This window comes from Pseudomonas sp. P9_2, from assembly GCF_034008255.1.
Classification (GTDB): Bacteria; Pseudomonadota; Gammaproteobacteria; order Pseudomonadales; family Pseudomonadaceae; genus Aquipseudomonas; species Aquipseudomonas synxantha_A.
On record NZ_CP125376.1, the window covers coordinates 6,008,617 to 6,031,756 of the forward strand.

Consider the following 23,140-nt stretch of genomic DNA (forward strand, 5'->3'; position numbering starts at 1 on the left):
CGGCCTGAGAGGAAATAGACGCAGCTTTGATAAAGGAAAGGCCGGTCAATGACCGGCCTTCTGGGGCTATCTTCGCATCTTCAATTAATAACCAATCTGTCGCGATTCTTCTCCAGCAGTGCTTTACCGATGCCTTTTACTTCCAGTAACTCATCCACCGCCGTGAACGGACCGTTGCTTTCGCGATACGCAACGATCGCCTTCGCCTTGGAAGCGCCGATACCGAACAGGTCGCGGCGCAGGGTTTCGGCATCGGCGGCGTTGAGGTTGACCTTGGTGGATTGTTCGATCTTGGTCATTTGGGTGGAGATTGGGCTTGAAGCTTCCGGCTTGATGGAGGGCGCAGCGATGGTGGCGACGGAGAGGCTAGTGAGGAACGCGAAGACGAGGGATGAAATGTAGAGGTTTTGCATTGGTGACGCTCCATGACATCGGTAAGAGAAAAGCAGCTTTCCGAAGCTGCATTTCTACATTAGGCGAAAGATGGAGGGTGTCAAAAATGGGGGTATTTCAAGGTATGAAAGAGTTCGGCTTTTTGTGTACAGGCCAGTAAACGCCTGCCGTCAAGCAACGGTTGGTGCCGACGTTCGCCTGATAAATCTTCGCACAGAATCGCAAATTCAAGTCGCGGGCGGTGCCTGGAATATCCAACCACCTTCCTAATGAACATCGATAATATCAAGGTCCGCAGCGAACTCGGCGGCCCCGGCATTACCGATGGACAGTAGGCGGAACAAAGAGGCCGATGCAGTAGCACCGCACACTTCATATCACAGCGTTTGTTTTTTCCGAGTAGGCAACCGTGGGGGCGTTGGTCTGCTCCACTCGTTTCTTGCGCATAAACCTTTTCTCTACATGAACAAAAGTAATGGTCGACAAGGCGACGATGATTGGAATGGTCACGAAATTTGCCACCCAAAAAGTTACTTTATCAAGAGCAGCAAGATCAAAAAATACAGACAGGAGCTTGAAGGATAAAAACAATACCGGCAAGTGGAGCAGGTAAACACTGTAGCTGATATCACTGAGCCTGTTCAGGAACTGGTAATGCAAGAAGTACGGATTTGAAATTGTAATGCATATGAAGAATATTGTTGCCAGCGCGAATCTCAACGCTCCGTAGCCGGGGACATCAACCAGCCCGCACACCCAAACAAATATACCCACTGCAATTAACATGGAAAAGAATTTAACCGGTTTATTCGTGATATTTTTTTTATGAACAACCGCCGCCACCATGCCTGACAGAAAGTAGGCCCAACACACCACGGCAGAGGTGCCCAGGTCAATGGCAGCAATCAGTATCGCCACCGTCAGGATAATGGACCTATAGCGCGACCTGTAAAAAATTGCCACCATTGGCAGCACTGCATAAAAACGCCATTCATGCACCAACGTCCATGTCACGGAACTCAGAGGCACAAGCGATACGCCCCCAATTTTCATTGGGTTATCTATGAAATTAAACGTTACCAGACCAGCGATAGTGGTAATAGACTCTTTATCCAGGAAATCAAACCCTGCAAAAGAAATCGCAATAATAAATACCAAGAACGATGCCAGATAGTAAAGCGGAGCCACTCTCCTGATTCTTGCTACGAAGAAATCACCCCAATCGATATGCTTGCTCTTCATGACTTTATCAAAGAAAAGAAAACCCGTTATGCAGAAAAAAATCTGCACACCAAAAGATCCAAGGTTCGGGTAAATTTGTCCCCACGCAGAAAAAACTGTATTTTTCACACCCAAATTTATTAGTACAAACGGCGCATGATTAATGAAAACAAATATAGCCGCAAGACCACGCAGGCCATTGATGAATTTATATTCATGCTGAACTTCTGCACTTTCTATTTTAGACCTGAATATCGACGAAAAAGCAATGAACATCAATATTATCAATAGCGTAAGTGCAATTACTTCAAGTGAATATTCGGTTTTCATTTAGAAAAATTACTCATGCAATGCCTTCCTGCTTTGGGCTATGTTGAAAAAGCTCCATGGATGATCAAGCCGCGGGCTCTGGCCGGCCGCTCATCACGAGGCAGCGCTCAATGAAAATGTCATCGTGCAGCGCCCCAAGCGGATTGTATTCCGGAAGCGGTGTGCAGGGGAAGAAAATGTAGAGCGCGAACGCTCCTTGAAAAGGGCGAGGTTATGCCAAAAAATACTCTAAATGCACGTCGTGACAGACAATGAAGCTGATAGCTGAGTATTTCAACGTGTCGGCAAACCAAGCCTTCTGATGAATAGATGTTGATTGACGTGAGTGCGCTGTAATTAATTAAATTATTCAACAAAGCGAACGTTTTTAAAGCATAGATAACAGCACCGCCGTACTGTTATCCGCTTCCAAGATCTTACCTCATGGCTCCAGCCGTCTTTGTTGATAAGACCAGTCAACAATTTCACCATCGGGGGCATAGCCGCTAACAGTTTCGCGTAACAATTGACGCACTTTACTGTAGTCATGGCTTTCAATAGCACATAACAACTCGGACAACCTCGGTTTCAATACGCTCCACGATAAATAATCTTCGTTTGCACTCATGATCATTGGATGTTGTGTGGCATCGACATTATCACCGATGAGTAATTCCTCGTAGAGTTTTTCCCCGGGCCGAAGCCCTGTGAACTCGATGGCGATATCGCCCAGCGGTTTTTTATCTGAACGAACACTCAGGCCAGACAGATGAATCATTTTCTCTGCCAATTCCGTGATTTTAACTGGTTCCCCCATATCCAATACAAAAACATCTCCTCCCTGGCCCATTGAGCCTGCCTGGATAACAAGTTGAGCCGCCTCAGGGATGGTCATGAAATATCGAGTGATCTTCGGGTGGGTCACTGTTATCGGCCCACCTGATTTGATCTGCTTGTGAAATAGAGGAATGACGGAACCAGAAGAACCCAGAACATTTCCAAACCGAACCATTGTGAAGCGTGTACGATTTTGAGGGGTAGCTGCACCGTTGAAGAGAGCAGGTTCTAGCTCACGGCTGAGCGCCTGCAACGTCATCTCAGCGAGCCGCTTGGTGCTTCCCATAACATTGGTAGGGCGAACCGCCTTATCAGTCGAAATAAGTACGAAATTAGCAACATTCGAAATAATAGCCGCTTGAGCGGTATTTAACGTACCAATAACATTATTCAGAAAACCTTCCGCAATATTATGCTCTACCATCGGCACATGCTTATAAGCGGCCGCATGATAGACGGTATTTACATGCCAGGTTTTCATCACATCAACCAATTTATCCTGGTGACGTATTGACCCCAGGATCGGCAGCAATTTTACCGCCAATGAATCCCTGAGTATGCGTGCCTCCAGTTCGGACATAATGCTGTATAAATTGTATTCACTGTGCTCAAAGAGAATCAGGGTGGTGGGTTGCAATTCAAGGATCTGGCGACACAGTTCAGATCCAATCGACCCCCCCGCGCCGGTAACCAGCACCACCTGGCCCTGTATGCAATGCTCCAACAGATCTTCTTGGGCGGGTACAGGATCGCGCCCCAACAGGTCGGCAATATCCACTTCTTGAATATCATCAACTTTGACACGACCGCTGGCCAAGTCCATGAAGCCCGGGACACTACGCACATGTAAAGGAAAACCTTCAAGAAATCCGAGGATTTCCCGACGACGCCCGCGCGTCGATGAAGGTATCGCCAATAAAATTTCTTGAGCCCCTGTGGCATCGATCATACGCTGGATATGTTTGGGCTTGTAAACCTGCAGCCCCGAGATTACCCGATCCGAAATAGTGGAATCATCGTCAATGAACGCAACGGGTCTCATCAAGCGGCCCATGCGTAATGCCGCGACTAGCTGATTTCCAGCAGACCCGGCACCGTAGATAGCTACACGCGGCAAACCATCGTCACGGTTGGTGAAAGGCACATGTTGAGCAGCGGTAAACCAATCTCCCAGGAAGAATTGGCGCAGCGCTAATCTCAAGCCCCCAATCATGATCAGGCTGAGCCACCAATAGTTAAAGATGATAGAACGCGGAATTACATTCTGGTGATTACTGTACCAATAAACGACCACACCAATAATTAGCGAAGACAGGCTGACAGCTTTGACGATAGCAATTAACGCATCATTTCCGAAATAGCGCAAAACCGCCCGATACATACCAAAATGTATAAACAGCGGAATAGTCACGATCGGCGCGGTCAAAAAAAGCCAGGTGTGCAGCATAAACGGATTGATCATTTCATCGAGACCTATCCGCACGACAAAAGCCAACCAAAGCGCAAACCAAACTAAGAAGACGTCAGTAATCACCTGCAAAATACGTTTATACCTGCGCGGGAGGCTTAATAAGCGCGATCTCAGTGAGTTCATATATTTCTAAACCTCTCGCAGTTCTAACAATCTAAAATCTAAATAGACGCACATCACGATTAGGCTCTCGCCACTCCGTCCCCTAACAACATTACTCTTTAACCCCGGCCTTGAACTTCAGAGCCAGGACAACGAGTGGAACATAGGCGATCAACATACCGACAGCACCATCAATTCTGTCAAATGCAACAAGCCATGCAATCGGTGCGAGCCAAACCAGGTTTATCAAGATTACGCACAGTGTGACAGGGACGTGGGCATTAAATCGCCGTGAGGCGTATTGATAAGCGTGACTGCGATGTGCCTCATACACTTTTTCGCCGCGTAGTAGCCTGCGCATCAAGGTAAATGTCGCGTCAACGATAAATACTCCTAATAAGATCAGCCAGACCCATAGCAGCGTAGAGGAAAAAGAAGCCGCTTTAAGAGAAATAATAGCGAGCGTGATTCCCAGGAAGCCGCTGCCCGCGTCGCCCATGAAAATTCGTGCTTTGGGAAAATTCCAGTAGAAAAAGCCTGCCGTCGCCAACGCTAAATAAATAGGCGGCCATAACAACTCCTCATACCCCAACATCCAATAGATGAGAGCGGCAGAAGAGCACGCACAGATGGCTTCAGCACTTGCCAAGCCGTCAATACCATCCATGAAGTTGTAAAGATTCAACATCCACACTGCATACAAAACGGCTAACGCCCCGCCAATCCAGCCTAGGTTGACGTGTAATCCAAAAATCGTGACAGGCGGTAGCCCGCCGATCCAATACACCGCCCATATCGCAGAGAGAAAATGTCCTAACAGGCGCCAGCGTGCAGGAATATGCCCGTGGTCATCCAGAAAACCTAACGCGGCTACCGTTATACCCGCCAGGAACGATGCAAGGAAAAAGGTGTTATCGATCAAATCAAAGGAACGCATCAACCCCAGGGATATCAGAAATCCCAGCACAATTGCCAGTCCACCACCACGAGGGGTCGGCACAGAGTGTGAACTTCTGCTGTTAGGAATATCCAATACATTGCGCTGGAGTGCATACCGACGCAATAATCCTGTAAAAAGAATGGAACTCGCTATTGAAATAATCGCTATCCAGAACGCCATCAGCCTATCCCTACCTGCAATAATTCGAAGTGAATCACTTTAATAAACGGAACTTTCGGCCTGTTTCGACCAAAGCATTACTGGCTTCTTTCGCAGGAACCCAATTCAATAATGTTTGAGCTTTGGCAGCATCCACAACCAATGACCTACACAACTGCGTATATAACGATCGCTTCCCGAGTGCGCTGGCGACCGAACGTATTACAGTGTCAGGAAGGCTGAACAATTTTTCTTTTCGCTCCATGCCCGAGGCGAGAAGTTTGATAATTTCACCAATGGAAAAATCATCTCCGTCAGAAATTAAAAATAGTTCGTTTGCAGCCAAAGGGTGCTCAATACACAGCTCAACGAAATCCACCAGATTATCCAGCGCTATCATGCTGCGCTTGTTTTTCACGGCGGCGAAGGGTAACGGCAATCCAGACGCTATCAGCTTCAGGAGACGATTAAAATTACCTGGCGCTTCAGCGGCATACACTAAAGGAGGCCGGATAACTGTCAACTCCATCGCCTCTGCAGCAAGTAACTCTGCTAGCGTGTGCTCTGCTTTTAATTTCGAGCGGGCATATTCTGCATGCGGCCGGGGCTCATCGCTCTCAGTAAAACCACACTTATCCGTCTCCGCACCATTTACTCCAATAGAGCTAATGAATATAAACCGACGGACACCTGCTTTTATCGATTGCTTTGCTAAATTAACGGCACCTTCGACATTTATTCGTTCAAACTCCGTAACTGGATCTTCGCTCCCCGCATTCAACACATGCGCGCGCGCGGCCAGATGGATAACGGTATCAACGCCTTGCAGGGCACGATCCCAGTCAGTATTACCGTCTACCTCACCGGTCGAAAACATCTGGATATCAGATGGCACATCAGTAGAGGGCCTGCGGGAAGAGCCGACAACTGAGTATTTGGCTAAACTGACGAGGTGCCCGGATAACGCCCGCCCAATAAAGCCATTCGCACCAGTAATAAGGATTTTCATTTAGTCCTGTCTAACACTTTCTGGTAAATTTTCAGAATTTTATCCAACATAATATCGAAAGTAAAATTTGTGCGATATCTGTATTGACCTGAAATGCCTTGTTTTTTTCGAAGCTCAGCGGATTTAATCAATTGCGTCAATGCGTCGATCAGCCCTTGCTGATCCCCACGCTCTACCACGAAACCGTTATCACCATTCGCAACCAGCTCCGACACCCCTCCGACGTTAGAGGCGATGACTGCAAGTCCACTGCGCATAGCCTCCAATATAGTCAGCGGCAGCCCTTCCCAGTCAGAAATCAAGACGAAAATGTCAGATCGTGAAAGCCTGATCGGAACGTCATCACAAGCCCCGGAAAACACCACCTTCTCGCTAATTCCCAGCTGTGCCGCCAATTTCCGGGCGTTCGCAAGTGAAGGGCCGTCGCCCACCAATTCAAGCTCCCAGTTTTTGGCTTCCACTTTTGCAAGCGCTTCCAATAGAAATTTTTGGTTTTTGGGTACTTCGAACCTTGCAACCATGATCAAGCGTATTTGATCAGACTCGGTAAAGCCGACTCTATTGGAACAGACCTCGGGCATACCATTGTGGATGGTCAGAACAGTATCTTCATCGCCCACTTTGGCCTTCAAGGCAAGTTGCCTGTCAAACTCGGAAACCGTAAGAATCTGGTCTGAGAAACGAGCCATGATCCTCTCAATATTACGGTATACGAAACGACGCTTTTCAGACACGCCCTCCGTAAAAGCCCAACCATGTGCCGTAAAGATCGCTGGCAAACCAAGACTCTTAGCGGCCAGTCTGCCGAGGATGCCAGCCTTGGAGGAGTGCAAGTGGACGAGATCGGGTTTTAGCTTGGAAAGCATCGCTCTCAGTTCAAAGAAGGCGCGAATATCCTTTCCAGGACTGATTTCACGAACGAGATATTTCAATGAATAGCACGACAGCCCCAGATCCCGCGCTCGAGAGTTAAAGACGCCCTCGCCACCCACGAGGATATCAACGCTATGACCTGCTTTAGATGAGCCCAGCGCCAAATCAAGGAGATGCACACTGGCGCCACCTATAACATCCGAACGAGTTATGACATAAACAATTTTCACACTACGCACCTTTTCAAATAACTTGCCCAAGCCCAAATTACCGGATCCAGAGATTGGCTATTTCTCATCGATGTGATCACACTAAAAACCACTCGAGGATTGCTGATAACCAAAATATCCTCAGGCCTTGGGCTGGGCATATAACTCCTCCCACCTACCAATCACAGACTCCATGGAAAAGTTATCAAGTACTCTTGATCTTGCCGAAGTGACGAGTGACTTTTTTTGCTCTGGAGGTAGATCAAGTGCCGAGTTGATAGCTTGACGTAGCGCCTCAGGATTGAATGGTTCAACAAGATAGCCGCTACCACCCAGCACCTCTTTCACCCCTCCGCAATCTGTGGCAACCACTAACGTTTCGCACGACATCGCTTCAGCGACGACTAACCCAAAGCCTTCCCATGCAGAAGACAAAATATAGACATCCGCAGCGCTGTAGAATGCCGGAACGTCGTCGCGTCGCCCGAAAAAACTTATCTTTTCGCTCAGGTTGGCTTTGTTAGCATATAGCGTGAGATCAGCAGCCAAGGGGCCGTCGCCTACTATCCACAAACGTACATTGTCGTGATCTTGTGAAACCAGTGTGAACGCATCTAATAGACAGGGATAGTTTTTGGCTTCAACCAGACGGCCGACTGCCAAGAGAACTCTAATAGAAGGATCCACAGACTCTCTGGCACGAACTTGATTGCGCACCGATTCATCAAACACAAAACGTTCCGTATCTATACCGTTGGGTACAAATACCATACGCCCGACAGGCGAAGCGCCTTTCGCAATAAGCATATCAACCGCTTCCTGGCTTACATTCGTTGTGAGATCAGCCAAAAAATCAGTCAGACGGTAAGCCAGCATTTTCAGCTTACCTCCTTCATTTGAACTATGTGCCGTACAAATCAGCCTGGGAACTCTCACAACTGAACGAACCATTCTGGCTATTAAATTCGCATGCACCATGTGGCTGTGCAATACATCTGGTTTAAATCGCTTAATTAATTTGACCAGATTATTAATTGCACGCACCATCCCGAAGATGGTTTTATTACCATTTAGAGCCACCACCGTTACATCGGGCGCCTCTGGAAGCACATCCGCGTCGCCTGTCAAATAAGCAATCACGACGTTATGTCCTCGTGCGCTCATCCGGTCAGCCAGATTTACGACTTGCTTCTCGGCCCCGCCCATCCCCAACCCAGTGATAAAATATAATATATTCATCGAGGCCGCCCTAGAAGCATATACAAAAGGCACTGTACGGATCTGATTAAATTCTTTAACTTATAATATACTGTTTTCTCACGCAAAAATTGCGACCAGTAATAAGTAAAGAAGCCTTTTGGATTAGCTCTTAAATGGCGTGAAAAATTACGACTGTATCCATCTTCCAGATAATCGCAGAGATAAATTATTTTTCGTGTAAAAAAGATGATATCGCCCGCGTCCCCCAATTTATTCCAGATATATAGTTCTGGAACAAATTTCTCGTTCTTGAATATGGGAAACGGAAATGCTGACATCACGTCAGTTCTAAATATGTAAGCCAAGTCACCCTTGAATAACTTGCCAGCTTCAGTCGGCGTCGAGACAAAGCTCTGCTCGACCGTGCTTAACTCATTACCAAGCAACTCACCACTGAAATACGCCTTTCGATAGCACAACCCCACTGTCTTATCAGTCGCGGTTGCGATTGAGGTATTTATCGTTTCAACGGCGTCAGACACCAGTGCATCATCGCTGTCTACTATAAAGATCCAGTTTGTTTTCGCAGCTGCTACCCCGCTATTAATAGCTGCGTGCTTTCCAGCATTACTTTGCCGTACCGCTGTCAGCGTGAAGCCTAGGTCTTTCTTTTTTAGCTCTTCAATGAAATTCTGAGTTTCATCTGAGCTGCCGTCGTCTATCACCACCCACTCAAACTCTTTTGAGCTTTGTTCAAGCAAGCTCTTGAGTAGCCGAGGGAGAGTACTGTAACGATTATATGTCGCCGTTAAAATTGTTATCACTCAGTGCGCCCCTCAAGATAAGTGACCGGCTTATATCGATAAGACAATACAAGAAACGTCACGCACAACATGACTTCCGCCAAAATAAACCCAAGCACGATACCATTGACATAATAGTTAATCGACAACAGACTTGCCAGAAGTATCGACACTACCGAGAACAAAAGCATTGCAGAACTCGCAACTTTGTCCATACCGCGAGGTATAAGCATGCACAAACCCAATGCTTGATTAGTCATTCTAAAAGGGATTATCCATACAAAAATCTGCAAGGTCGTCGTCGCCTGCTCGAAATCAGCCCCCAATAGTTTGTTTATCAGAAACCCACCAGCTACGGAAATGGAAAGTGCACTTACGCACCCCAGCAAGAACATCAACCCGACAATGATCCAGGAGAGCCTTGATGCTGATTTTGCAGAGGAAAGGTACTGTCTATTCAAATACGGAAAAAACCCAATGAGGACTGGATTTATAAAACCCACAAATCCTCTTATGATTTTTTCAGCAGGAACATATCCTGAAACGGCGACTTTTCCGCAGAGCAGTCCTACAAGAGCAGGCCCAGCGCTAAGCAGAATATTGTTTGAGCTCTTATAGATGAAAACGTGAAACCCTTTGCAAATCTGAAGCCATCCACCTGACAAGCTGAACCGAACGCGGCATCCATTTCGGTAGCACAAATAATTTCCGAGCACTGTATTTGCCAATGCAAATGTGGCTAAAATCGATAATGCCACCAATGCGTCACCTGGGTCGTGAACAAAAATAAATAAGCATATAAGGCTTGCGACCCGCAGACCTACTTCTAAAAAGACCACAAGCGCAATTTTCTCAAGCCCTTGAAAAAACCAAAACGGGCTAAACCCAAAAGCTATAAAGTACAGAAAACCCAAGCCTATTACTTCAAGCTCGAAGGTCTGTGAATTGATAAACATATAAAAACACAGTGCCGCGATGCTTATAACCGATGAAATTATCAGCTTCGCGGACAGCACCTCACCAAAGACCCTAGACAGTACCGTCACATCAGTCTTCGTCAAAGAGACTTGTCTGGCAGCACTCAACGAAAAACCGTATTCAACAACAAGTGAAGACAGTAAAGCAATTGATTGGACCAGTACGACCTTGCCGTATTCCTGTACACCCAATGAACGCGCCAGTACCGGAATCTCCAGAATAGGCACCAAATAACCAAAGAGCTGTACAACAAAAAGCAGGCTCATATTTTTAAATACGGTGAACACGTTATCGCCCTATCTGCTTGTCATACATAATATTCACCACCCCGGCATTGTCATACTTGTAAATACGAGACAACCAGGACACCATCAGAATCCAATAGCCCCATTCTGACATCTCAGTACTCAGCGGGTGAAAGAGCATAATAAAAATATAACAAAGAACGCCCAACACTGCGGCAAACTTAAAGAATATATTCTTATTTAAATCAGAACCGTCCACCAGCGACAACAAGAAAAACACAAACGGCATTAGCATTAAAAATAAAAGTGCCAACTCACCCAGTACGCCCACATCACCCAGCATGCCCAAATACACATTATGGATAACAATATTTTCCCCATCCACCACGCTAAATGAACTGCCGAATCCGCACCCGAATGGAAAGCATTTTTGGACGTTTGATATCCCATCTTGTATCATCGCCGACCTGACTGGATCGCCCTCAAACAAACGATTCAAGACCAACAATGAATCATGATTCGTCAGGTCAATATTTGAAGAGAGCAGCACACAAACCCCTGCGATCAAGCACAGTATTGCGACCAGTAGCGTCCTGATAGGGAAAATCAAAAAGCGCAAAAGAAAAAAGGAACATACAACGATCGCAAACCATAGAAAACCGGTGCGACTGGAGTCCGCCAGCAATATATACACCGACGCCATTAAAATGAGGCCAGCAAAAAGTGCATTTTTAATACGCGTCGTGAGTAACATCGCAATAATGTAGGGCGCAAAGAAAGCACACACCTTCCACATTACCCCTGGGTAGGCAAATTCACTGCCTTGCCGACCGTCACCCAATTGAATATAGAGGTCGGTAAAAAAGAATTTCGACAGCATAAATACAACAAGACTCACCACAATCGAAATCGAAGCAATCTTATAAAAGTCGTCCAACTCCAGCAAACCCGAACAGCTATATATCACGAGAAACAATATATAAATAGCTATGAATTTGACACCTTGATAAGCGGTATAGATATCCGAATTAATTACTCCGGAGATCATAAAAGCTAGCGTCATCAACGTAAAACCGAGGGTAATAGAGCTTACTTCTGGCGACAACTTCACTCTGCCGCCGCTACCATAAATCCCAAATACTAGTACTCCCCCCCACAGCAACCAGTAGTTAAGCGAACCAATAATATTCCTAGTGTCACCCAAGGTCACGAGTACGCTGGCTGCCAGCACGGCCAGGAAGGCGTAACGCTTATTAGTTTTCATATCGACCTCAGAATACGCTCAGTTGAAGCATGCGCCGGTTGCCAATCGAGCCATTCTCAGGTACCGATTAGATGAAGGGGACCACTAGAGCAAGCCATAGGCCCGACAGCGAGTAAAAACAATTTTACACTGCAATCGAGGCTTCTATCTAGGATCTTCTGCTGGGTCAAGGCTAAGAAAACCAACACTACAACAGATGGCAATTTGCCTCTAGGATAAGGGGGTGCGATTTTTACGCTTGACCCCCCGATCGAAACCCATCCTATATTGTATAATTGAAGAACTTGCTAAAGATCCGGCTCGCGCAATGCGTGCTTTATTATCCGGAAGAAAGCGATTGCAAACCCAACAACAAGACCAAGCAGTAATCCACCGATTATCAGCAAGGGACGATTCGGGCTTATCGGGGAAGTTGGCTCTAGTGCTTCTTTATCAATAGCCACAAGCTTAAGATTACTCATATCCTTATTCACACTCAGCAATCGTGCTTTCTCTGCGCGTAATGGCTGCACATCTGTCAGAAACAATTCATCCTTCACGCGACTCTTCAACACCTCAATCTCTCTATTGGACTCCAACAACTTTAATTCTTTGGCAATTTGAGAGATCCGTCGCTCAGTGAAATCATTAGACTTTCGCTGTAGCAAGACTGCGCGCTCAGCTTCAAGCGCATTGACACCCATGAAATACAATGGAATCTGCTGATTGTTGATTTCCGTTCTCATGCTGACAGAACCGGAATGTGCATCATCACCCACGGAGGTAGGTGAAGCAGGCATCATAATATTCAGTTTTTTGGCAATTGTTATGGCCTCATTAAGCTCGGCAATTCGATTCGAATTTAAGCTATGAAGCTGCGTCCGCAGCCCTTGAAGCTCGTCTTGTAGCTGAGCTCGGCGAATTCTATCTGACTCGGAAAGGGATGCAATTCGTGCCTCTTTCCACGTGTCATAGCTTGAACGGGCTGCGGCCAACCTGCCGTCGATCTCCTTTAAACGGTTATTGATAATAACCGTCAAGTCGGCCGATATATGATCACGCTCATTCGCTATTGCATACTCTACAAAACCATTGAGTATTGAAACGCCATCAATCCCCTTTGGGTAGGTCAACTCAAGTTTCAAATAAGAACTAAGCGAGTCAGCTTTATCTTTATCGGACAACATCAAACTTATAGATTTTTTATTGAACTCTTCGAACGTCTGCTGAAGATTACGTCCAGGGCGCACAAACCCCTCAAAGAGCTTTTGATTGGATCTAAAAAAACCCATGCGAATCTCGTATGACTCTAAGGCCATACCTACCCTTACCAATGCTTCACCAGGGGGTAAAACGTAAACTTCCGAGCGGTTAAGCGCATCCAATTCATTAATCGCAGCAGGCCTAAGCACACTGCTCACCTTGTATTCTGGCGTGACCGAAAATGCATAAATCGCAAAAACTGAAGAAATCAGTGCGCCCACTGAAAAAATAATGATTTTTTGACGCCAGAGGCTTGTTACAAGCGCTAACGAGTCAAATTTTTTATGCTGGGGGATGAGAACGGAGCGTAAGCTACTACTCACAACAAAAACCTGCCTTCAAAGAGAAACTGCGGGCTCGTTATGCAAAACAGATTGTGTATTTTCTTATTTTAATTGGATTATCGTCAAAACCCTGCGTCTCTGCCGAATTTCGAGCGCACAAAATGCCTGTTATCGAGAACAGATTCCATTTTGCCATCTCTCAGACATTTTACAAGTCTTGACATGTATGTAGGGCGATTCTGAATTTGCCAAGGAACTGTCGCAATCTACGGGTTGCGCCAATAGGCACCGGCAGCGATTCATAATCCTTGAACGGCATGAGATTTCTGACAAGCGGTCACGATCACCGCTTATCCAATCCCTGCCCAAGACAATCAAGCAATCGACTTATTCTGACGCCTACGTACAAACACTCCCAATACTGGCCCAATCAACATCCCAACAATCAAAGCCACCACCACAAACACCGCCACCGGCATCTGCGCAGTACTCCAACCCAGGAACGACAGCGCCACACCCTGCTGGTTCTCCAGCACAAATGCCAAGACCACCAAAGCTGCAAGCACTGCAATCAATACCGCAACAACGCGCTTAACCCCACGCATACCCTTCTCCTTCCCCAAAAACACTCAGACGCCTTCTTCCTCTTCTTCGTTCACCCGATCACGCAATTCCTTGCCCGGTTTGAAGTGGGGCACGAATTTGCCATCGAGGCTGACGGATTGGCCGGTTTTTGGGTTGCGGCCTACGCGCGGTGCGCGGTAGTGCAGTGAGAAACTGCCGAAGCCACGGATTTCGATGCGGTCTCCGGTAGCGAGGCATTGGGACATTTGCTCAAGCATGGTCTTGATAGCCAGCTCCACATCCTTGGATGAGAGCAGCCCTTGATGGGTGACAATTCGTTCGATCAACTCCGACTTCGTCATATTTTTCCCTTCTTTTTCAAGCAGCTAGGAAAAGCGCTTCGAAGGTTTTAGCATGACTTGCTGAATTTGAACAGCCCATGTGTAAACTTATCTGCCGACCGCATAAACACCTTCAGCCACCCTACTGTTACTCATTTACAGATCACCAACATCGTCCGCGTCACTGCGCCAGCCGGGTTCCAGCCGAACAGGTAGTCACCCTCTTCATCCTCTGCATCACTGGAGCGAGTGATGACTTTGTAGCCCTGCATCTTGCACTCACGGGCAGCACGCTTCTCGCACTTCTCCCATTTATTACCCAAGCCAGAGCAGTCGATCTCGATGCCACTGACGCCTCGCTTGGCGTGCGTCTTGGCGCTGGTGGAGGAGCAGCCGGCAAGCACTACCAATGCAAGTATTACGATAATCCTGTTCATTCAAACCCTTATTGAGTCAGCAACGCGAAATAGCCGCTTCAAAGACTATAGTCAGTTCTGACATTGGGCTGAACGCCTTCGTTCGATGCAGTTGCTTCATCAAATTTCAGGCGCAAAAAAGGGCGACCGAGGTCGCCCTTTTTCAACAGCTTTACAGAACTTAGTTCTGCTTGGCCATTGCCTGGCGCAGCAGTGCCGCCATGGTGGTGTCAGCAGCAGCTTCCGGAGCAGCTTCTTTCAAGCTCTGGATAGCTTCTTTCTCTTCCACTTCGTCTTTCGACTTGATGGAGAGTTGGATCACGCGGCTCTTGCGATCAACGCTGATGATCTTGGCTTCTACTTCCTGGCCTTCTTTCAGAACGTTGCGCGCGTCTTCAACGCGGTCACGGCTGATTTCGGAGGCTTTCAGAGTCGCTTCGATATCGTCGGCCAGAGTGATGATGGCGCCTTTAGCGTCAACTTCTTTCACAGTGCCCTTAACGATTGCGCCTTTGTCGTTCTCTTGAACGTACTCGGAGAACGGATCGCTTTCCAGTTGCTTGATACCCAGGGAGATGCGCTCGCGCTCTGGGTCAACCGACAGGATAACGGTGTCCAGCTCGTCGCCCTTCTTGAAACGACGAACAGCTTCTTCGCCAACTTCGTTCCAGGAGATGTCGGACAGGTGAACCAGGCCGTCGATGCCGCCGTCCAGACCAATGAAGATACCGAAATCGGTGATCGACTTGATGGTGCCGGAGATTTTATCGCCCTTGTTGAACTGGCCAGAGAAATCTTCCCATGGGTTAGATTTGCACTGCTTGATGCCCAGGGAGATACGACGACGCTCTTCGTCGATGTCCAGAACCATGACTTCCACTTCGTCGCCGACTTGTACGACTTTCGAAGGATGGATGTTCTTGTTGGTCCAGTCCATTTCGGAAACGTGTACCAAGCCTTCCACGCCTTCTTCCAGCTCTGCGAAGCAGCCGTAGTCGGTCAGGTTGGTAACACGCGCGGTTACGCGAGTGCTTTCTGGGTAACGGGCTTTGATAGCAACCCATGGATCTTCACCCAGTTGCTTCAGGCCCAGGGAAACACGGTTGCGTTCGCGATCGTATTTCAGAACCTTGACATCGATCTCGTCGCCAACGTTGACGATTTCGGAAGGATGCTTGATACGCTTCCAAGCCATGTCGGTAATGTGCAGCAGGCCATCGACGCCACCCAGATCGACGAATGCGCCGTAATCGGTGAGGTTCTTGACGATACCTTTGACTTGTTGGCCTTCCTGCAGGGATTCCAGCAGAGCTTCACGCTCGGCGGAGTTCTCTGCTTCCAGCACGCTGCGACGGGAAACGACAACGTTGTTGCGCTTCTGGTCGAGCTTGATGACTTTGAATTCGAGTTCTTTGCCTTCCAGGTGCGTGGTGTCGCGCACAGGACGAACGTCGACCAAAGAACCTGGCAGGAACGCACGGATGCCGTTAACGTCGACAGTGAAGCCGCCTTTAACCTTACCGTTGATAACGCCCTTGACCACTTCTTCAGCTGCGAAGGCTGCTTCGAGAACAATCCAGCATTCAGCGCGCTTGGCTTTTTCACGGGACAGCTTGGTTTCACCGAAACCGTCTTCAACCGAGTCCAGAGCAACGTGAACTTCGTCACCGACATTGATAGTCAGGTCACCAGCATCGTTGTAGAACTGTTCCAGCGGGATCAGAGCTTCAGACTTCAGACCAGCGTGAACGGTTACCCAGCGAGCTTGGTAATCGATATCAACGATAACACCGGTGATGATGGAGCCTGCCTGAAGGTTCAGGGTTTTTAGGCTTTCTTCAAAGAGTTCCGCAAAGCTTTCGCTCATTTTAATTCCTGTTGATAAGGGCGAAGAATACGCCCATCTCCACACCCCAGACGGTGTGGGTCAGTTTCAGTTAAAAGAAGCCACCGCAGGACTATGACTGGTCCCCTGCGGCCTTCTTGATCATCCGGCGATATCGCGAATGGCGATTTCACTCATGATGCGTTCCAGCACCTGTTCGATGGACAACTCCGTGGAATCCAGCTGTATGGCGTCAGCCGCCGGCTTGAGCGGGGCTACCGCACGCTGGGTATCACGCTCATCGCGTGCACGGATCTCATCTAGCAGACTCGACAGACTAACACCATCGACTTTGCCCTTCAACTGCAAGTAGCGGCGGCGCGCTCGTTCCTCGGCACTGGCCGTGAGGAATATCTTCAACGGCGCCTCGGGAAACACCACCGTGCCCATGTCGCGGCCGTCGGCTACCAGGCCCGGCGGCTCCTGGAACGCACGCTGGCGCTGCAGCAAAGCCTCACGAACCGCTGGCAAAGCAGCCACTTGGGAGGCGCCGGCACCGATGCTCTCGGTACGAATCACATCACTGACTTCGTCGCCTTCCAGAATGATGCGCTGCAGTTGACCGTCGGTCGCCGCGATGAACTGCACGTCCAGATGGGCGGCAATTTTCGTCAACAACTCTTCGTTGGTCAGGTCGACGCCATGGTTGCGCGCCGCGAATGCCAACAGGCGGTACAGCGCGCCGGAATCGAGCAGGCACCAGCCCAGGCGCTTGGCCAGGATGCCGGCGATGGTGCCTTTGCCCGAGCCGCTTGGCCCGTCGATGGTAATCACCGGTGCTTTGATATTCACAATTGAGCCTCTTGGGCAACACGAATGCCGACGTGGGCACACAGTGTAAGAAAGTTCGGAAAAGACGTAGCAACATTGGCGCAGTCACGAATACGAATCGGCGCCGCCGCCAGCAGGGAGGCCACGCTGAACGCCATGGCGATGCGGTGATCGCCATGGGCATGCACTTCGCCACCGCCTATCGGGCCACCGTCAATGATAATCCCATCAGGCGTGGGTTGGCACTTCACACCCAGGGCCAGCAGACCGTCGGCCATGACCTGGATACGGTCCGATTCCTTGAGCCGCAGCTCCTCGGCACCGCGTAATACGGTGCGCCCCTCGGCGCAGGCAGCAGCGACAAACAATACGGGAAACTCATCGATCGCCAACGGCACCAACGCCGCTGGAATCTCGATACCCTTCAAGACAGCGGCCCGGACACGCAAGTCCGCAACAGGCTCGCCACCTACCTCACGCGGATTCTCAAGACTGATATCAGCCCCCATCAGCCGCAGGATATCGATCACGCCGGTGCGGGTCGGATTGACGCCGACATGCTCAAGCAGCAGCTCGGAACCCTGGGCAATCGACGCAGCCACCAGAAAAAACGCCGCAGACGAAATATCCCCAGGCACCTCAATGTGGGCAGCCGTCAGCCGATGACCCGACTCCACCGACGCCGTCGCGCCCTCCACCGCCACCGGATAACCAAAGCCACGCAACATGCGCTCGGTATGATCGCGGGTCGGCGCAGGCTCGGTGACTGCGGTTTTACCTTGTGCATACAGACCAGCCAGCAACAGGCAGGATTTAACCTGCGCACTGGCCATCGGCAACGCGTAAGTCAGGCCCTTGAGCGTCTGCCCACCACGAATGGTCAGCGGCGGACGCCCTTCAGGACCGGTCTCGATCACCGCGCCCATTTCCCGCAGCGGCTTGGCCACGCGACTCATCGGGCGCCTGGACAGCGATGCATCACCGGTCAGGACGCTATCGAAGCTTTGCGCCGCAAGCAGACCCGCCAACAGGCGCATCGATGTACCGGAGTTACCCAGGTAGATCGGTCCTGGCGCTGCCTTCAAGCCGTGCAGGCCAACCCCATGAATAGTCACTCGCCCATGGTGCGGGCCCTCGATCACCACGCCCATGTCGCGAAACGCCTGCAAGGTCGCCAGGGCATCTTCGCCTTCAAGGAAACCGTCGACCTCCGTTACGCCGTCAGCCAATGAACCCAGCATGATCGATCGATGGGAGATCGACTTGTCACCTGGCACCCGAATGCATCCGCTCAAGCGGCCACCCGGATTGGCGATAAAAGTCAGCTCATCGGCGTTCACTGCAGTTTCCATATAGGCCCGGCGCGCCAGGATCTTGCTGAAATGCTCTCGCGCCATCCGCGCCCGGGTGAACACACCCAGTAACTGATGGCCATCACCCGCATCCACCGCATCGCGCAAGGCGTCGAGGTCACTGCGGAACGTGTCCAGGGTGCGCAACACCGCTTCGCGATTGGCGAGAAAGATGTCATGCCACATCACCGGGTCACTGCCGGCAATCCGCGTGAAATCGCGAAAACCACCGGCGGCGTAACGGAAAATCTCGAGGTTTTCGTTGCGCTTGGCCAACGAATCCACCAAGCCGAATGCCAGCAGATGGGGAAGATGGCTGGTCGCGGCCAACACTTCATCGTGGCGCTCGACCTGCATATGCTCCACATCCGCGCCCAGCTCGCGCCAGAGCCGATCCACCACGGCCAACGCCGCCGGATCAGTCTGCGCCAGTGGCGTCAGGATCACCTTATGCCGACGGAACAACTGCGCATTGGACGCTTCCACCCCGCTCTGCTCGGAACCGGCAATCGGATGGCCCGGCACAAAGCGCGGCGGCATAGCGCCAAACGCCAATTGTGCCGCGCGCACCACATTGCCTTTGGCGCTGCCGACGTCCGTAAGGATCGCCTGCCCCAGGTCCATGCCAGCCAATACGGCGAGCAATTTCTCCATGGCCAGGATCGGCACCGCAAGCTGGATCACGTCCGCACCCTGGCAAGCGATTGCCAGGTCCGCTTCACAGCGATCCACTACACCCAACTCCACCGCCAGCTTGCGCGATTGCGGGTCAAGGTCCACGCCGACTACTTCGCCACACAGCCCGCTGTCCCGCAGGCCCTTGGCGAACGAACCACCGATCAACCCCAGGCCGACCACCACCAGGCGACCGATCATAGGCACAGCAGGTTGCAATGCAGTGACATCAACCACGGGCCAGAACCTTGGCCAACGCCTCCAGGAAGCGGCTGTTCTCGGCCGGCAAACCAATGGTGATACGCAGGTGGTTCGGCATACCGTAGTTGGCCACCGGACGCACGATCACGCCTTCGCGCAACAAGCCCTGAAATACCGGTGCAGCCTCTTGGCCGAGGTCGACGCAGATGAAGTTGCCCTTGGACGGAATCCAGCCCAGGCCCAACTCGCGAAAGCCGTCCTGCAACTGCAACATGCCGCTTTCGTTAAGGCGGCGCCCTTCTTCCAGGTATTGGGCATCCTTCACCGCCGCACACGCAGCCGCCAGGGCCAGGCTGTTGACGTTGAACGGTTGGCGTACGCGGTTCAGCACATCGGCCACTACCGCTGTGGACAGGCCGTAGCCCACCCGCAACGACGCCAGGCCATAAGCCTTGGAGAAGGTGCGCGACACCAGCAGGTTCGGGTAGGCCGCGAGGAAATCCAGGCCATCGGGCAGGTCGCCGCCTTCGGCGTACTCGATGTAGGCTTCGTCCAGCACAACCAGCACATGCTCCGGCACGTTCTGCAGGAACTCGTTCAGGGCCTGCGCATCGAACCAGGTGCCGGTCGGGTTGTTCGGGTTCGCGATAAACACCACGCGGGTTTGCGCATCGATCGCTGCCAGCATCGCCGGCAGGTCGTGGCCCCAATCCTTGGCGGGAATGACGCGCGCATCAGCCCCCACGGCCTGGGTGACAATGGGGTAGACCGCAAAGGCATGTTCGCTGAATACCGCATTCAAACCGGGCGCCAGGTAGGCACGCCCGACCAGTTCAAGAATGTCGTTGGAGCCATTGCCCAGGGTCACCTGATTGAGCTCGACCCGGCATTTGTCTGCCAGCAGGGACTTGAGGGCAAAGCCATTGCCGTCGGGATAACGGGTCAGCTCGGCAAGCTCCTCCCGAATCGCCGCCAATACTTTGGGGCTCGGACCCAGCGGGTTTTCGTTACTCGCCAGCTTGACGATCCTGGACGGGTCCAGATTCAACTCACGGGCCAGTTCGTCCACAGGCTTGCCTGGAACGTAAGGCGAGAGTTGTTGCACGCCCGGCTGTGCCAGGGCGAGGAAGTTGCCACTCATGTCAAAGCCTCACAAAACCGCTTTCGGGTAAGAGCCCAGCACTTTGAGTGCCACGGCTTCCTGACTGATCTTCTCCAGCACGCCCTTGACCAGCGGGTCGCGGTGGTGGCCGATGAAGTCGATAAAGAACACGTAGGTCCATTTACCGCTGCGCGAAGGACGAGTCTCGATGCGCGTCAGGTCAATCCCGTTATCGTGGAATGGCACCAGCAGCTCATGCAACGCGCCGGGCTTGTTGCTCATGGAAACGATGATCGAAGTCTTGTCGTCGCCGGTTGGCGGCACTTCCTGGCTGCCGATCATCAAGAAGCGCGTGGAGTTGTCCGGGCGGTCCTCGATTTTCTCGGCCAAGCGTGTCAGCCCGTAGAGGCCCGCAGCCATATCGCCGGCAATCGCCGCCGAGTTCCACTCACCCTTGACCCGCTTGGCCGCTTCGGCGTTGCTGGACACCGCCACGCGCTCGACATTCGGGTAATGGGCGTCCAGCCACTTGCGGCACTGGGCCAGGGACTGAGCGTGAGAGTAGATACGGCTGATGCTGTCGGTCTTGGTGTTCTCGCCCACCAGCAGGTGGTGGTGAATACGCAACTCGACTTCGCCACAGATCACCATGTCGTGCTCGAGGAAGCTGTCCAGCGTGTGGTTGACCGCGCCTTCAGTGGAGTTTTCCACCGGCACCACGCCAAAATTCACCGCGCCGGCCGCCACTTCGCGGAACACTTCGTCGATGGCCGCCATCGGCTTGCTGATCACCGCGTGGCCGAAGTGCTTCATGGCCGCCGCCTGGGTGAAAGTGCCTTCAGGGCCCAGGTAGGCCACTTTCAGCGGCTGCTCAAGGGCAAGGCAAGAAGACATGATTTCACGGAACAACCGCGCCATCTCCTCATTGCCCAGCGGCCCCTTGTTGCGCTCCATCACGCGCTTTAGCACCTGGGCTTCGCGCTCAGGCCGGTAGAACACCGGCACTTCGCCTTCTGCCAGGGACGCCATTTTCACCCGAGCCACTTCCTGGGCGCAGCGCGCGCGCTCACTGATCAGCTCCAGGACCTTCTCGTCCAGGCTGTCAATGCGTACGCGCAGGGCTTTGAGTTCTTGCTCAGACATTAGCCATGGTCCTTTTCGAACTCTGCCATGTAGGCAACCAGCGCGTTGATGGCGTGGATGTCGACAGCGTTATAAATGGAGGCGCGCATACCACCGACCGAGCGGTGGCCCTTGAGGTTCAGCAAGCCACGCTCGTCGGCGCCGGCCAGGAACGGCTTGTCCAGGCGATCATCGGCCAGGCGGAACGGCACGTTCATCCACGAGCGGTCGGTAAGGTTGATCGGGTTGCTGTACAGGCCGCTGGCGTCGATGAAGTCGTACAGGGTGCGCTTCTTCTCTTCGTTGCGCTTGCCCATCGCAGCCACACCGCCCTGCTCCTTGAGCCATTCGAAGACCAGGCCGGACAGGTACCAGGCAAACGCCGGCGGGGTGTTGTACATCGAGCCGTTATCGGCCGCGACCTTGTAGTTGAGCATGGTCGGGCACAGCGAACGGGCGCGACCGAGCAGGTCTTCGCGGATGATATTGACCAGGATGCCGCTCGGGCCGATGTTCTTTTGCGCACCGGCGTAGATCATGCCGTACCGGGACACGTCGATCGGGCGCGAGAGGATGTCCGAGGACATGTCGCACACCAGCGGAACGTCACCGACTTCAGGCACCCAATCAAATTCCAGGCCACCGATGGTTTCGTTCGCGACGTAGTGAACGTAGGCCGCGTCCTTCGTCAGCTTCCACTCGTTCTGACCTGGAATGGCGAAGTAGTCGTAGGGCTTGGCGGTACCGGCCACATTGACGTGACCGTAGCGCGAGGCTTCTTCAATGGCTTTCTGCCCCCAGATACCGGTGTCGATATAGTCGGCAGTGCCCTCTTCGGGCAACAGGTTCAGTGGGATCTGAGCGAACTGCTGGCTCGCGCCGCCTTGCAGGAACAGCACTTTGTAATTGGATGGGATGTCCAGCAAGTCGCGCAGATCCTGCTCGGCCTTGGTGGCGATGGACACGAACTCATCGCTGCGATGGCTCATTTCCATCACGGAGAGGCCTTTTCCATGCCAGTCGAGGAGTTCACCCTGCGCACGCTGCAGGACTGCTTCAGGAAGCGCCGCGGGACCGGCACAGAAGTTATAGGCTCTCTTGCTCACATCCAATCTCACTCTGATCTGGTGGGGCTGCAATCATGTTCGGCAACACCCTTTTTCTGAAGCCAA

General features: G+C 51.3%; 20 protein-coding genes. All 20 read right to left on the reverse strand.

The window, feature by feature from the left end:
- Positions 1-80 precede the first annotated feature (80 nt).
- Positions 81-413 carry a ComEA family DNA-binding protein gene (locus QMK52_RS26360; RefSeq protein ID WP_005786335.1) on the reverse strand — a complete coding sequence of 111 codons (333 nt, stop codon included), beginning with the start codon at positions 411-413 and terminating at the stop codon, positions 81-83.
- A gap of 352 nt (positions 414-765) precedes the next feature.
- Entirely contained in the window at positions 766-1,944 is a 1,179-nt protein-coding gene (locus tag QMK52_RS26365) for an acyltransferase family protein (RefSeq protein WP_005786333.1), read from the reverse strand.
- 421 nt (positions 1,945-2,365) lie between these two features.
- A complete protein-coding gene (locus QMK52_RS26370) occupies positions 2,366-4,354 on the reverse strand; it encodes a polysaccharide biosynthesis protein (RefSeq protein ID WP_005786331.1) in 1,989 nt (662 codons plus the stop codon).
- 91 nt (positions 4,355-4,445) lie between these two features.
- Positions 4,446-5,453 carry an MraY family glycosyltransferase gene (locus tag QMK52_RS26375; RefSeq protein ID WP_005786329.1) on the reverse strand — a complete coding sequence of 336 codons (1,008 nt, stop codon included), beginning with the start codon at positions 5,451-5,453 and terminating at the stop codon, positions 4,446-4,448.
- Between the two features lie 34 nt (positions 5,454-5,487).
- The gene (locus tag QMK52_RS26380; protein WP_005786327.1) at positions 5,488-6,441 is read right to left on the reverse strand and encodes an NAD-dependent epimerase/dehydratase family protein; all 954 of its coding nucleotides are present in this window, start codon (positions 6,439-6,441) and stop codon (positions 5,488-5,490) included.
- Complete coding sequence (locus tag QMK52_RS26385; RefSeq protein ID WP_032803816.1) at positions 6,438-7,544, reverse strand: glycosyltransferase family 4 protein; 1,107 nt, start codon at positions 7,542-7,544, stop codon at positions 6,438-6,440. Before QMK52_RS26385 ends, QMK52_RS26380 begins: the two co-directional genes overlap by 4 nt.
- 120 nt (positions 7,545-7,664) lie before the next feature.
- Entirely contained in the window at positions 7,665-8,762 is a 1,098-nt protein-coding gene (locus QMK52_RS26390) for a glycosyltransferase (protein WP_194440337.1), read from the reverse strand.
- A complete protein-coding gene (locus QMK52_RS26395) occupies positions 8,759-9,547 on the reverse strand; it encodes a glycosyltransferase family 2 protein (RefSeq protein WP_194440336.1) in 789 nt (262 codons plus the stop codon). Before QMK52_RS26395 ends, QMK52_RS26390 begins: the two co-directional genes overlap by 4 nt.
- The gene (locus tag QMK52_RS26400; protein WP_320403659.1) at positions 9,544-10,791 is read right to left on the reverse strand and encodes an oligosaccharide flippase family protein; all 1,248 of its coding nucleotides are present in this window, start codon (positions 10,789-10,791) and stop codon (positions 9,544-9,546) included. The genes QMK52_RS26395 and QMK52_RS26400 overlap by 4 nt, the downstream gene beginning before the upstream one ends.
- A gap of 1 nt (position 10,792) precedes the next feature.
- Complete coding sequence (locus QMK52_RS26405) at positions 10,793-12,013, reverse strand: hypothetical protein (RefSeq protein WP_194440335.1); 1,221 nt, start codon at positions 12,011-12,013, stop codon at positions 10,793-10,795.
- Between the two features lie 287 nt (positions 12,014-12,300).
- Positions 12,301-13,578 carry a hypothetical protein gene (locus tag QMK52_RS26410; protein WP_005786315.1) on the reverse strand — a complete coding sequence of 426 codons (1,278 nt, stop codon included), beginning with the start codon at positions 13,576-13,578 and terminating at the stop codon, positions 12,301-12,303.
- 335 nt (positions 13,579-13,913) lie between these two features.
- Positions 13,914-14,144 (reverse strand): LapA family protein, encoded by a 231-nt coding sequence (locus tag QMK52_RS26415; protein WP_005786313.1) that lies wholly within the window; start codon positions 14,142-14,144, stop codon positions 13,914-13,916.
- A gap of 24 nt (positions 14,145-14,168) precedes the next feature.
- Positions 14,169-14,465, reverse strand: a complete 297-nt coding sequence (ihfB, locus tag QMK52_RS26420; protein ID WP_003189779.1) for an integration host factor subunit beta — start codon at positions 14,463-14,465, stop codon at positions 14,169-14,171.
- Positions 14,466-14,596: 131 nt separating this feature from the next.
- Entirely contained in the window at positions 14,597-14,881 is a 285-nt protein-coding gene (locus tag QMK52_RS26425) for a hypothetical protein (protein WP_005786306.1), read from the reverse strand.
- Between the two features lie 160 nt (positions 14,882-15,041).
- A complete protein-coding gene (gene rpsA, locus QMK52_RS26430) occupies positions 15,042-16,727 on the reverse strand; it encodes a 30S ribosomal protein S1 (RefSeq protein ID WP_005786304.1) in 1,686 nt (561 codons plus the stop codon).
- 120 nt (positions 16,728-16,847) lie between these two features.
- The gene (gene cmk, locus QMK52_RS26435; RefSeq protein ID WP_005786302.1) at positions 16,848-17,537 is read right to left on the reverse strand and encodes a (d)CMP kinase; all 690 of its coding nucleotides are present in this window, start codon (positions 17,535-17,537) and stop codon (positions 16,848-16,850) included.
- A complete protein-coding gene (locus QMK52_RS26440) occupies positions 17,534-19,744 on the reverse strand; it encodes a bifunctional prephenate dehydrogenase/3-phosphoshikimate 1-carboxyvinyltransferase (RefSeq protein ID WP_320404218.1) in 2,211 nt (736 codons plus the stop codon). The genes cmk and QMK52_RS26440 overlap by 4 nt, the downstream gene beginning before the upstream one ends.
- 28 nt (positions 19,745-19,772) lie before the next feature.
- Positions 19,773-20,885, reverse strand: a complete 1,113-nt coding sequence (hisC, locus tag QMK52_RS26445; protein ID WP_320403660.1) for a histidinol-phosphate transaminase — start codon at positions 20,883-20,885, stop codon at positions 19,773-19,775.
- A 9-nt stretch (positions 20,886-20,894) separates the two neighbouring features.
- On the reverse strand, positions 20,895-21,989 hold the full coding sequence (gene pheA / locus QMK52_RS26450) for a prephenate dehydratase (protein WP_003172650.1): 1,095 nt from the start codon (positions 21,987-21,989) through the stop codon (positions 20,895-20,897).
- A complete protein-coding gene (serC, locus tag QMK52_RS26455) occupies positions 21,989-23,074 on the reverse strand; it encodes a 3-phosphoserine/phosphohydroxythreonine transaminase (RefSeq protein ID WP_320403661.1) in 1,086 nt (361 codons plus the stop codon). The genes pheA and serC overlap by 1 nt, the downstream gene beginning before the upstream one ends.
- Between the last annotated feature and the right edge of the window lie 66 nt (positions 23,075-23,140).